Consider the following 11,963-nt stretch of genomic DNA (forward strand, 5'->3'; position numbering starts at 1 on the left):
ATCCCCGCCCGACCGTCGGCGACACCCGTTGGCCAATTGTCAGCGTCGTCTGGAACGCTGGAGGCATGGAGATTCTCTGGGTCCTGATAGCGCTGGTCATGCTCGGCTTCGTGGTGCTGCCGTTCATGCGGCGCCGGCGGGGCATGATCGAGCAGGTCCCGCCGGGCCACCCCGACGCCGCGGACCCGGCGAACTACGGCTTCGTACGCCAGGAGGAGCTGGACGTCCGTATGCCCGGCCCCGACCAGGACCTGCTGGACGTCCTGGATCTGGTGCAGCGCACGCAGGACTACAAGGCGGCCTCCCAGCTGCTCGCGGGCACCGAGACGGAGGGCGAGCTGCGCTGGCAGCGGGTGCAGGCCTTCGCCGGAGCCGCGTCGCTGGAGCTGCAGCAGCGCCCGGGCGGGGTCAGTGAGTCGCCGGGCGGCCAGTGGCTGCGGGTGTGGCGCACCGAGCAGCCCAAGGACGCGGGCGGCGCGGCCGTGCACGCGGAGTTCCTGGTGCAGCAGGCGTGGCGGACGGCGACGCCGGGCACGGACGAGTTCCGGATCATCATGGAGGAGGCCAAGTCGGCGTGCGGTGACGCGGCGCTGCTGGCCCCGGGTGACCCGATCCCGTACATCATCGAGCTGTCGGTGGCCCGCGGACTGGCCTACGCCCGCCCGGAGTTCGAGCAGCTCTGGCTGAAGATCCTGGACCGGGCCCCGGCCCACATGGGCGCGCATCTGGCGGCCCTGCACTACTGGTGCGAGAAGTGGCACGGCTCGCGGCAGCTGGCGTACGACTTCGCGGAAGCGGCGGCGGCCCGCGCGCCCCAGGGCTCCCTGCTCGCGGCGATGCCGCTGTTCGCGGTGTTCGAGCACCTGCCCGAGGTGAACCTGGTCAGTGGCTTCTACCAGAGCGAGGTCGTGACGAAGGCGATGCACGGCGCGCTGTTCGCGGCGCACGCGGCCCGCCACGACGACCCGATGCTTGCGCACGTACGCCATCTGCTGGTCTTCTTCCTGGTCCGCGGCGAACGCTGGGCGGAGGCCATGGACCAGCTGGTCCACGTCGACGGCCATGTCGGCGCGCTGCCCTGGACGCTCTCCCCGGACCCGGCGGCGGAGTTCGCGGTGTACCGCGCGCTGGCGGTGGCGGGCTACGAGGCGAACGGCGGCAGCCCGGCGACGCTCCCGCACTGAGGCCGTCGGCCGCGGCGAAGGCGCCGGGCGGAATCTGCGGGCCCGGCCGTACGTTGAACGGGGTACCGCCCGGTTGGGAGGTGTCCCGCGAGGAAGGAACCCTCATGCTCTTCGGCCGTACGCCCGTCCTGCCCACGCCCGAGCAGGCACTGCAGGGCCGTCCGGAACCGATCTTCACGGTCCCCGACCGCCACACCGTCCTCGGCAACCCGCTGCTCGGCCCCTACCCCGAGGGCCTGGAGACCGCCGACTTCGGCCTGGGCTGCTTCTGGGGCGCCGAGCGCAAGTTCTGGCAGCTCCCGGAGGGTGTGTGGACGACCCTGGTCGGCTACCAGGGCGGCTACACCGAGCATCCCACCTACGAGGAGGTGTGCTCGGGCCTGACCGGTCACACGGAGGTCGTCCGCGTGGTGTACGACCCCTCCGTGATCTCCTACGACCGCCTCCTGAAGACCTTCTGGGAGGCCCACGACCCCACCCAGGGCTTCCGCCAGGGCAATGACGTGGGCACGCAGTACCGCTCGGCGATCTACACACACACCCCGGAACAGGCGAAGACGGCCGAGGCCTCCCGGGAGGCGTACCAGAAGGTCCTCTCGGACTCCGGCCACGGCACGATCAGCACCGAGATCCTCCCGGCTCAGGGCCGGACCTTCTACCCGGCCGAGGCGTACCACCAGCAGTACCTCGACAAGAACCCGGCGGGCTACTGCGGGATCGGCGGCACGGGCGTCTCGTGCCCGATAGGTGTGGCCAAGGCCGACGGGTGAGCGAGGGCGTCAACCCGACGCGGTTGGCACAGTCGTGGCGGGCCAGGCGGCCGTCGGGCCCGCCCGTCGCCCACACGGTCCTCGACGAACTGTTCACGGGCCTGGACGTGTTCGTCGTGACCATGGACTGGTCGTACGCGCCGACCGGCCCCGCCGGTTATCCGACGCCACGCCAGGAGCTCCACCCCGGCAGCGTCCGCTGGTGGATCGAGTCGGACCAGGACGACCCGGACCCGGAGTTCCACACCCACACCCGTCTCCACGCCGACCGGCGTCGCTGGCGGCACGGCTGCGCCGACGACCTGCTGCGTGCCGTCGCCGACGAGACGCTCGTGGAGGTCTTCGTCACCGACACGGAACTGCGCCGCATCCACCATCCGTACGACGGCGGCGCGGACGTCGTCCTCGCGTCGGCCGCCGAGCGCGACGAGCTGCGTGAGCGGCACGCCGCCTGGCTCTCCAGCCACCCCTCCGGCCTCTGACACGCGGGAACGTCGCGGCGTCATCGCGTCACCGGTCCAGGCCCGGTCGTCGGGCGGCGGTCGGTCCCGGCTGCTTTCATGGAGGGCATGACCAGCACAAGCGTCGTCGTGGAGCGGCGCATCGCCGCAGGCCAGGGGCCCGTGTGGGAGTCCTTGACCGATCTGCGGGGCATGGAGCAGGTGCTCAGCGGGGTCACTCGCGTCGAAGTGCTCACGGCCGGGGTCTTCGGCGTCGGCACGCGGTGGCGTGAGACGCGGCGCATGTTCGGCAAGGAGGCCACCGAGGAGATGTGGGTGACGGCCTGCGAGCCGCCCGAGCGCTATGTGGTGGAGGCCGAGTCGCACGGCACCCACTACGTCTCGGAATGGCGGCTGCTGGCGGACGGCCCGACGGCGACGACGGTCCGTATGACGTTCACGGGCGTGGCCTCCGGCGGCGTCACGGGCCTGCTCGCCAAGGTTCTGGGCGGGGTGGGCGCCCGGGCGGTGAGCAAGGCTGTCGCGAAGGACCTGGAAGACGTCGCGGTGGCGGTCGAGGGCCGCAGACGCTGACCGCCCGCCCGAGACCCGCGCGTCCGGCTCCCCCGGGCCCTCACCTCCGACCTACGGCCCCGAAGCCCCGGTTCCCGATCCCGACCCCGCCTTCGTCGCGTCCGCCCCCCAGCTGGCCAGCAGCCGCAGGGCCTCCGCCGAGGGCGACCCCGGCTCCGCGTGGTACGTGATCAGGACCTGTTCGGTGCCGTCGCCGAGGCGGAACGACTCGAAGTTCAAGGTCAGCTCGCCCACCAGCGGATGCCGCAGGTGCTTGACGCCGTACGTCTTCTCCTTGACGTCGTGCGTGGCCCACAGCCGGCGGAACTCCTCGCTCTTGAGTGAGAGTTCGCCGACGAGGGCCGACAGGCGCGGGTCGTCGGAGTGGCAGCCCGCGTCCATGCGCAGATAGCTGACCATGTCGGACGCCTTCTGGTCCCACTCCACGAACAGCTCGCGGTACTCCGGCCGCAGGAACACCAGCCGCGCCCAGTTCCGCTCCTGCGCCGGCAGCTCCGACCAGTCGCCGAAGAGCGCCGCCGCCATCCGGTTCCAGGCGAGGATGTCCGAGCGCCGGCCCGAGATGTACGCGGGCACGCCGTCGATCGAGTCCAGCAGCTGCCGCAGCGCGGGCCGTACCTGCTCGGGCCGCGTGACCTGCTTCTTCTTGTGCTGCTTCGGCTTCGCGAGGTGCGTGAGGTGCGCGTGCTCGGCGTCGTTCAGCCGCAGCGCCCGGGCGATGGCGTCGAGGACCTCCGCCGAGACGTTGCGCCCGTTGCCCTGTTCCAGGCGGGTGTAGTACGCCACGGACACCCCGGCCAGCTGCGCCAGCTCCTCCCGTCGCAGCCCCGGCACCCTGCGGTGGCGACCGAAGTCCGGCATCCCGACGTCCTCCGGCTTCAGCCGGGCACGCCGGGTGCGCAGAAACTCGCTGAGCTCGGCACGCCGGTCGAGGCCCGTGCCGGTGTCGGCGGCGGAGCCGGATGCGGATTCGGGGTTTTCGTCCATGCCTCAAGTATTCCCGGTCATACGCCCACGATCCTGACCCCGCCAGTGGTAGGACCGGCGAACGTACGCAAAGCCGTGGTCTGGGTGGCATCCCGAACTCCCGGCAGGCTGGACATCGCGCCCAGGTCAGAAGGCAGCCGGGCGCGAAACCCCCTGCTAGGAGAACCCCGGCATGACCACTGTCGCTGCGTACGCCGCACCCGCCGCCAAGGCTCCGCTGGAGCGCACCACCATCGAGCGCCGTGCCGTCCGCGAGCACGACGTGCTGATCGACATCAAGTTCGCGGGCATCTGCCACTCCGACATCCACCAGGCCCGGGAGGGCTGGGGCGAGGCCATCTTCCCGATGGTCCCCGGCCACGAGATCGCGGGCGTCGTCTCCGAGGTCGGCCCGGGCGTCACGAAGTACAAGGTCGGCGACCGCGTGGGCGTCGGCTGCCTGGTCGACTCCTGCCGTGAGTGCGACAACTGCAAGGCCGGCGCGGAGCAGCACTGCACCGGCGGCTCGGTCGGCACGTACAACGCCATCGGCAAGGACGGCGAGCCCACCTACGGCGGCTACTCGGAGAAGGTCGTCGTCGACGAGAACTTCGTCGTCCGGATCCCCGACGGTCTGCCCCTGGACGTCGCAGCGCCGCTGCTGTGCGCGGGCATCACCACGTACTCGCCGCTGAAGCACTGGGGCGCGGGCCCGGGCAGGAAGGTCGCCGTGGTCGGCCTGGGCGGGCTCGGCCACATGGGCGTGAAGATCGCGCACGCGCTGGGCGCCGAGGTCACCGTCCTCTCCCAGTCGCTGCGCAAGAAGGACGACGGCCTGAAGCTGGGCGCCGACCACTACTACGCGACCAGTGACCCCAAGACGTTCGAGGAGCTCGCCGGCTCCTTCGACCTGATCCTCTCCACGGTGTCCGCGCCGCTGGACTTCGGCGCCTACCTCAGCCTGCTGCGGACGGGCGGCGCCCTGGTGAACGTGGGCGCCCCGGAGGAGCCCGTCGCCCTGAACCTGTTCTCGCTCATCGGCGGCAACAAGACCCTCGCCGGCTCCATGATCGGCGGCATCGCCGAGACCCAGGAGATGCTGGACTTCTGCGCGGAGCACGGCTTGGGCGCCGAGATCGAGCTGATCGACGCCGACCAGATCAACGAGGCGTACGAGCGGGTCCTGAGCAGCGATGTGCGCTACCGGTTCGTGATCGACACGGCGACGATCTGACGTCCCGCCGCTGACCGGGATCTCCAGCGGGGGCAGCAGGGTCCGGGCGGCGAGATCGGCGGCGATCAGCCGACCTCATGCGGAACGCGCGACTTCGGAGGGCGGAGTACCGCAGAAGTAGAACCACCCCCTCCCCAGGACCGATGCGCCGCCCGGCGCCCCTTGCCTAGCGTGAGATCAGGAGCCCGTCCGGACCGTGCACACGAGGAGGCAGCCCCGATGACCGTCCGGCTCAACCACACCATCGTCGCCGCGCACGACAAGCAGGCCTCGGCCCGGTTTCTCGCCGACATCCTGGGCCTGGACGTGAGCCCGCAGTACGGCCCGTTCATCCCGGTCGAGATCCCGAACGGCGTGACCCTGGACTACGCGGACTCCCGCGACGCCATCACGCCGCAGCACTACGCGTTCCTGGTGTCGGAGGACGACTTCGACACGATCTTCGGCCGGATCCGGGAGGCCGGCCTGACGTACTGGGCCGACCCGTACCACCGCCGCGCCGGCGAGATCAACCACAACGACGGCGGCCGCGGCACCTACTTCGAGGATCCGAACGGCCACAACCTGGAGATCCTCACAAGGCCGTACGGCAGCGGCGACTGACGTCTTTTCAGCCCGCAGCATGAACCCACGGAAACACGAACGCCCGCCGGAAGCCGCACTTCCGGCGGGCGTTCGCTGACGGCCTGTTTCACGCCGTGCGGCCCGCTTCACGCCTTACGGCTACTTCCCGTAGTACGCGTTGTAGATCGAGATCGTCGACTTGTTGCCCTTCTTGTCGGCGATCTTGGCGTGGAAGGAGACGGCCTTCCCCTTCGCCGGGTTCTTCACGGTGATCTTGCCGTTCCTGACGTCGAGCTTCTTCCAGGTCTGGCCGTTGTCGTACGACACGTACACGTGCAGCGACTTCAGGTTGCTGCCCGCGGCCGCGCCCGCGACGGTGACCGGGAACGTCACCTTCCGGTTGGCCTCGACCCGGCTGTCCAGCCCTGTCTTGGCGTTGAAGCGGACCGTGGAGGCCGGGAGCACGGCCTGCTCGGTGGACGGCTTCTTGGAGCGGAAGGTCCAGCTCGCGTCGATCCGCGTGGAGGCGGCCGCGACCTTGACGCTCCGCTTGACCGAGGTCGTCAGCTTGTACTCGGCGTCCCCGGCCGGGACCTTGAACGTCCCGCCGCCGAACACCGTGTCGTCGTAGCTGCCGATCTTGGTGCCGTTGCGGTACAGGCTCGTGGTCGCCGAGGTGAAGACCGAGGAGCCCGCGTGCCGGCCGCCGTCCGCGAACACCGGTACCTGGCCGTAGATGTCGTTGCCCTCGCGGAACAGGCCGTAGTCCTTGTCGATGTGCGGGCCGAAGACCGCCGTGTTGAAGGTGTTGGAGTAGCTCTGACCCGCCTTGTAGGTCCGCGACTCCCCCAGGGCGTAGGACGCGTCGATCACCGGGAGGCCGTCGGCGTCCCGGCCGCCGTACTGCTCGAAGTCGAACGACCACTTGATCTTGTCGGACGTGGACAGGTACACCGTCCGCGTCGCCGGCAGCCTCTGCTCGATCGGGTCGCTGACGATGCCGCCGTCGGGGAAGCTGCCCGCGGTGAGCAGCCCGCCGGTCTTGCCGGGGGCCGCGGCGCCGAGGCCGTTCTTCACCTTGGCGAGCTCACTCGCCTTGAAGTGGCGGACCTTGCTGCCCTGGATCTTCTTGACCTTGGCGACCGTGGCCACGTTGTACTCGGTGTCCGCGCCCTTGGTCCACTGGCCGTTCCAGGTCTGGCTCAGGCCGCTCGCGACCGCCGGGCCGACGTGCGCCATGCGCAGGTTGGCGAAGGTGTCGACGCTGATACCGAGGCCGATGCCCACCGGGTCGTAGAAGTAGTCGGCGGCGGCGGCCACCTGCTTGGCCCGCGGGTCCGGCACGGTGATGTCGGCCGGCTTGGTGGTGCGGGCGTCGATCGTCACGGAGGTGTTCCTGGTGAGGTCCAGCTTCGGCTGGACCAGCCAGTCGAGCCCGCCCTCGAAGGAGTCCGGGTTCTTGTCGATGAAGGCGTTCAGCAGATACGAGCCCCTGGGCAGCCGCATCTTGACGGTGCCGGACTCGGTGACCGGCACCTTCTGGTTCAGGTTCGTCGCCAGGCCCGAGTACCCGAACAGGGTGGTGTCGTACTCGGACGCCGGTTCGCCGTCCCGGCCGATGTGCCTGACGGTGACGTCGTAGGACTCCACCTCGCGCTGCACCGCGGCGGCCGTACGGACGGTCTGCCGGCCGCCCGTCGCCGTCACGTACGCGGAGTAGGCGCCGTCGACCGTGCCTCCCAGCTTGGTGTTGACGGTGAGGTCGACGGCGGCCTCCCTGCCCGCCGGAACCGTCACTTTCGTCGCCCCCAGCTTGAAGGCGCCCTCGGGAGCCGGCCGGCCCTCGGGATCCGTGGCCGTCACGGCGAGGGTGAGCGTGACGTCCTGGGTGCCGAAGTTGCGATACGTCACCTTCCTGGTGACCGGCTTGTCGTCGGTGTGCGGCCACTGCTGCACACCGAAGCTCACCGACGCCGGGTCGGCGATCACGGTCTGCTTGATGGCCTTGTCCACCTGGATACGGCCCGAGCCCTGCTGGAACGGCGTGTACTTGCCGCCCTTGGCGGAGCCGGTCAGCGCGCTCTTGAGCTCGGCGTACGTCCAGTCCGGGTGCTGCTGCTTCAGGATCGCCGCCGCGCCCGCGACATGCGGGGTCGCCATGGACGTGCCCTCGATGGTCAGGTAGCCGGGCGGGTTCTCGCCGACCTCCTGCTCGACGATGCTGCCCTTGGCGGACGCGGCCGTGATGGCGACGCCCGGCGCGGTCACGTCCGGCTTGACGGCGCCGTCACCGAGCCGGGGGCCGGTGCTGGACCAGGGCGCGAGCACGTCCTGGTCGTCGACGGCTCCGACGGTGAGCGCAGCCTCCGCGCTGCCGGGTGAACCGAGGCTCTCCGGGCCGGCGTTGCCCGCCGCGATCGCGAAGAGGATGCCCTTCTCGGCGGACAGCTTGTTGACCGCAGCCTCCAGCGGGTCGATCTCCGGGGAGTCGGCGCCGCCCAGGCTCATGTTGACGACCTGGGCGCCCTGCTCGGCGGCCCACTCCATGCCGGCGAGGATGCCGGAGTCGTCGCCGAAGCCGTCGTCGTCGAGGACCTTGCCGCTGATGATGTCGGCGCCGGGTGCGACGCCCTTGTACTTGCCGCCGGCCCCCGCGGGAGATGCAGCGCCGGTGCCCGCCGCGATGGACGCGACGTGCGTGCCGTGCCCGTACTTGTCCTGGGCCGTGGGAGCGGGGGTGAAGTTCTTGGCGGCGACGACCTGGTCCTTGAGGTCGGGATGGGTCGCGTCGACACCGGTGTCCAGGACGGCGATCTTGACGCCCTTGCCGTCGTAGCCGGCCGACCACGCCTTGGGGGCGCCGATCTGGGCCACGGACTTGTCGAGGCTGGCCTTGCGGACGCCGTCGAGCCACACGTGCGCGATACCGGAGGCGGTCCGGTCCCCGTTGGTGAGCGCGTCCCACAGATCGGGCGTGTCCGGGTGCGAGGTCTGCACCGCGTCCGCGTTCAGGGACCTCAGGGTCCGGCGCAGCTTGCCCGCGTCGCGGACGTCAGCCTTGGCACCGGTGGCGGTGCCCTTGTATCCGACGATGACCTTCAGACCCTTGGCCTGGGAGGTACGGATCGCGGACTTGGTCAGCTCGGTGACGTCGAACAGTCGCTGGTCGAGCTTGCCCGCCGCCACCAGCCGAGCCGCGTCGGCCGGGATCACGAGGGTGTGCCCGCGGATCTCGCGGATCTGGACGGGTATGTGCCGGCGCCCCTCCGCCCGCTCCAGGGCGACCACCCGGCCCTCGGCGTCGACGGCGACCCGGTCACCCGTGATCAGGGTGACGCGGTGGGGAGAGGTGAGTGAATCAGCGGTGCCGGAGGTGCTCTGTTCCGGTTCGGCCGACGCCGGGCTGGTCATTCCCGAGGCGAGGGCCACGGCGGCCGCCATGGCGACAAAGGCCGCGCATACGCTTTTGAGTTGTCTGCGCAAGATTCCCCCTTGCAGATGGTCCAGGCGAATTCCCCTTCACCCGGCCGGGGGAGATCACATACGCATACATCACCCCCCGGAATACGCAGTATGCCGAGGGGCGATCAAAGGCCTCAATAGATGAGAAGAAGGTGAGAAGCACGCCGGTCAACTGTTACGCGGCGGCGAGAACTCCGTTACACAGTGCTCAAGTTACGCTCCCGCGTTTTCCTTGACACTGATGCGTCCCTTGCGGATGGTGGCCACCCGCGGGGCCTTTTTCGCGATCGCGGAATCGTGGGTGACCATGATGAAGGTCAACCCGAGTTCCTTCCACATGCGTTCGAGTACGTCCATGATCTCGTCGCGCATCGACTCGTCGAGGTTTCCGGTGGGTTCGTCGGCCAGCAGCACCTTGGGCTGCTTGACGAGTGCGCGGGCGATGGCGACGCGCTGCTGCTGTCCGCCGGACATCTCGGACGGCAGATGTCCGAGGCGCTCGCCGAGGCCGACCGACGTCAGCGCCTCGGCGGCCCGTTCGCGCCGTTCCTTCGCCTTGATCCCGAGGGGGACGAGGGCGGTCTCGACGTTCTCCTGTGCGGTGAGGGTGGGGATGAGGTTGAAGGCCTGGAAGACGAAGCCGATGTTCTCGCTGCGGACCTTTGTCAGCCGGGCCTCGGGGAGCTTGGCCAGGTCGGTGCCATCGAGCACGACTTCACCTGCGGTGGGCCTGTCCAGTCCGCCGAGCATCTGGAGCAGGGTGGATTTGCCGCCGCCGGTGGGGCCCTGGATGACGAGGCGGTCCCCGTCGGCGATGGTGAGATCGACTCCGTCGAGGGCGTGGACAGTGTCCTTGCCCCGGGTGTAGCGCTTGGTGACGTTTCTGAGCTCGTACATGGTGGTGGCTCCTGGGAGTTGAGGGTCGGGGGTGGTGTGCGTGGTTCTCGGCTGCGGGTGGGTGGGGGCTGGTCGCGCAGTTCCCCGCGCCCCTGGTGGGCTGTGGACCGGTCGGCCGTGACTGCGGGGCATGAGGGCTGGGTGCGCGGTTCCCCGCGCCCCTGGGGCGAGCGGGGGCTGCAACCCCCCAGGGGTTCGCGGATCGGTCGGCGGGACTGCAACCCTCAAGGGGCGCGGGGAACTGCGCGACCAGCCCCCACTCACCGCAGACGACCGACGCAACCCGACGACTACTCGACCCGCCGCAACGCATCCGCAGGCCGCAGCCGAGACGCCCGCCACCCCCCGAACGCGCCGGCGATCAGCCCACCCGTCACCGCGAGGCCCACCGCGAGGGCGACCGTCGTGAGGCTGACGGGCGCGGTCAGGGCGACGTCCAGTGTCGTGGACGCCGTCTGCCGACCGGGGCCGCCGCCGAAGCCGCCGCCACCCCCCGGCCCTCCGCCCATGCCGCCACCGGCACCACCGCCCAGCTGAGCCTGGAGCGTCGGGCTGATCGCGGTCACCACGTACGCCCCCGCAAGTCCCACCGCGATCCCCAGCGCACCGCCGAGCAGCCCGTTGACGACGGCCTCACCGACCACCTGCCGGGTCACCCGCCCCGACTTCCACCCCAGCGCCTTCAGCGTGCCGAACTCCCGCACCCGGCGGGAGACGGCCGACGAGGTGAGCAGACCGGCGACCAGGAACGCGGCCACGAGCACCGCGATGGACAGCCACTTGCCGACACTCGTCGCCAGCGAGGACGCCGTGGACAGGGAGCCGGACACCGTGTCGGCGAGGTCCGCGGAGGTCGTCACCGTCGTACCGGAGATGTTCTTCTGGATGGCCGACTTGACGGCGTCGATCCGCTGGGAGTCGGACGCCTTGACGTAGATGGTGGTGACCTTGTCCTTGGCGTCGGCGAGCGTCTGCGCCTGCTTCAGCGGGATGTAGAGGTTGGCGGCCGCGTCCCCGCTGTCGGGCGTGGCGATGCCGATCACCTTGAACTCGGTGCCCTTGACGGTGACCGTCGAGCCGACCTTGAGCTTCTTCTCCTTGGCGTAGGAGGTGTCGGCGACCACGACCTCGGCGTTCGTCTCCGTCGTCCTGAAGGTACGGCCACTGGTGATCTTCGACGACGTCAGCGGACCGAGCGCCGGCTTGGTGACGTCCGTGCCGAAGACGGAGTAACTGTTGACGTCGAAGTCGGCGCCACCGCCGCGCACTTCACCCTGCGGCTGCCCGGTGCCGCCCCCGCCCTGACCGGGTCCACCGCCCTGCTGACCGCCACCGCCCTGGTCCTGCTGGAACTGACCCCGCGTGAACTGCCCGCTGACCTTGACGACCTGAAGGCTCAGCCCGCCCACGGCGTCCGAGACCCCGTCCTGCGAGCCGACCTTGGTGACGGTCGAGCTCGCGAGCGTCTGGAAGCCCTGGACCATCACCCGGTCGCTGGACTGCTCCTCGTCGGAGCCGTCGTCCTGCGCATCGAACCGGAACCGCGGCCGCTCGGAGCTGCTCGCGGCCGGCTCGGCGGCCTTGGTGACGGTCATGTCCGTGCCCAGGCCGTACAGGGACTGCAGGACCTTGTCCTGGGCCTGGCCCATGCCGGACGACACGGAGTTGACCACGATGACCAACGCGATACCCAGCGCGAGTCCGGAGGCGACGACGAGGGCCGCCTTTCTACGGCGGCGCAGCTCGCGCCTCAGGTAGGTGAAGAACATGCGCCGCAAGCTAGGGACGGCGCGTGATGACTGGATAAGGCCGAAATAAGAGATGGATGAGAAGGCTGGGAGCATCCCCGGAA

General features: G+C 70.0%; 10 protein-coding genes. 6 read left to right on the top strand and 4 right to left on the bottom strand.

The genetic code is table 11. The features are described 5' to 3' along the window. The first annotated feature begins 65 nt into the window (after positions 1-65). The 4 genes from ACZ4UU_RS19485 to ACZ4UU_RS19500 all read left to right on the top strand — a co-directional run bounded on the left by ACZ4UU_RS19485 (position 66) and on the right by ACZ4UU_RS19500 (position 2,988). On the top strand, positions 66-1,184 hold the full coding sequence (locus ACZ4UU_RS19485) for a hypothetical protein (RefSeq protein WP_468041285.1): 1,119 nt from the start codon (positions 66-68) through the stop codon (positions 1,182-1,184). A gap of 104 nt (positions 1,185-1,288) precedes the next feature. Further along, positions 1,289-1,954: a peptide-methionine (S)-S-oxide reductase MsrA gene (gene msrA, locus ACZ4UU_RS19490; RefSeq protein ID WP_468041286.1), complete on the top strand. Its 666-nt coding sequence runs from the start codon at positions 1,289-1,291 to the stop codon at positions 1,952-1,954. After that, entirely contained in the window at positions 1,951-2,436 is a 486-nt protein-coding gene (locus tag ACZ4UU_RS19495) for a DUF3885 domain-containing protein (RefSeq protein ID WP_468041287.1), read from the top strand. Before msrA ends, ACZ4UU_RS19495 begins: the two co-directional genes overlap by 4 nt. A gap of 87 nt (positions 2,437-2,523) precedes the next feature. Continuing rightward, positions 2,524-2,988, top strand: coding sequence for an SRPBCC family protein (locus tag ACZ4UU_RS19500; RefSeq protein WP_468041289.1), 465 nt, complete (start codon positions 2,524-2,526; stop codon positions 2,986-2,988). Positions 2,989-3,039: 51 nt separating this feature from the next. On the opposite strand, the gene ACZ4UU_RS19505 is transcribed toward ACZ4UU_RS19500, so the two are convergent. Then, on the bottom strand, positions 3,040-3,975 hold the full coding sequence (locus ACZ4UU_RS19505) for a helix-turn-helix domain-containing protein (protein WP_468041290.1): 936 nt from the start codon (positions 3,973-3,975) through the stop codon (positions 3,040-3,042). Between the two features lie 172 nt (positions 3,976-4,147). Here ACZ4UU_RS19505 and ACZ4UU_RS19510 point away from each other — a divergent pair, with 172 nt between their 5' ends. Both ACZ4UU_RS19510 and ACZ4UU_RS19515 read left to right on the top strand, forming a co-directional pair. Next, positions 4,148-5,188, top strand: a complete 1,041-nt coding sequence (locus ACZ4UU_RS19510) for an NAD(P)-dependent alcohol dehydrogenase (protein WP_468041292.1) — start codon at positions 4,148-4,150, stop codon at positions 5,186-5,188. A 219-nt stretch (positions 5,189-5,407) separates the two neighbouring features. Beyond that, positions 5,408-5,791, top strand: a complete 384-nt coding sequence (locus ACZ4UU_RS19515) for a VOC family protein (RefSeq protein WP_468041293.1) — start codon at positions 5,408-5,410, stop codon at positions 5,789-5,791. A 120-nt stretch (positions 5,792-5,911) separates the two neighbouring features. Here ACZ4UU_RS19515 and ACZ4UU_RS19520 read toward each other — a convergent pair whose 3' ends face one another. The 3 genes from ACZ4UU_RS19520 to ACZ4UU_RS19530 all read right to left on the bottom strand — a co-directional run bounded on the left by ACZ4UU_RS19520 (position 5,912) and on the right by ACZ4UU_RS19530 (position 11,880). Continuing rightward, positions 5,912-9,193 (bottom strand): S8 family peptidase, encoded by a 3,282-nt coding sequence (locus tag ACZ4UU_RS19520; protein WP_468041294.1) that lies wholly within the window; start codon positions 9,191-9,193, stop codon positions 5,912-5,914. A gap of 234 nt (positions 9,194-9,427) precedes the next feature. Beyond that, positions 9,428-10,111 carry an ABC transporter ATP-binding protein gene (locus tag ACZ4UU_RS19525; RefSeq protein ID WP_468041296.1) on the bottom strand — a complete coding sequence of 228 codons (684 nt, stop codon included), beginning with the start codon at positions 10,109-10,111 and terminating at the stop codon, positions 9,428-9,430. 290 nt (positions 10,112-10,401) lie between these two features. Continuing rightward, the gene (locus ACZ4UU_RS19530; protein ID WP_468041297.1) at positions 10,402-11,880 is read right to left on the bottom strand and encodes an ABC transporter permease; all 1,479 of its coding nucleotides are present in this window, start codon (positions 11,878-11,880) and stop codon (positions 10,402-10,404) included. Between the last annotated feature and the right edge of the window lie 83 nt (positions 11,881-11,963).

Source organism: Streptomyces sp. NPDC028907 (assembly GCF_055564995.1).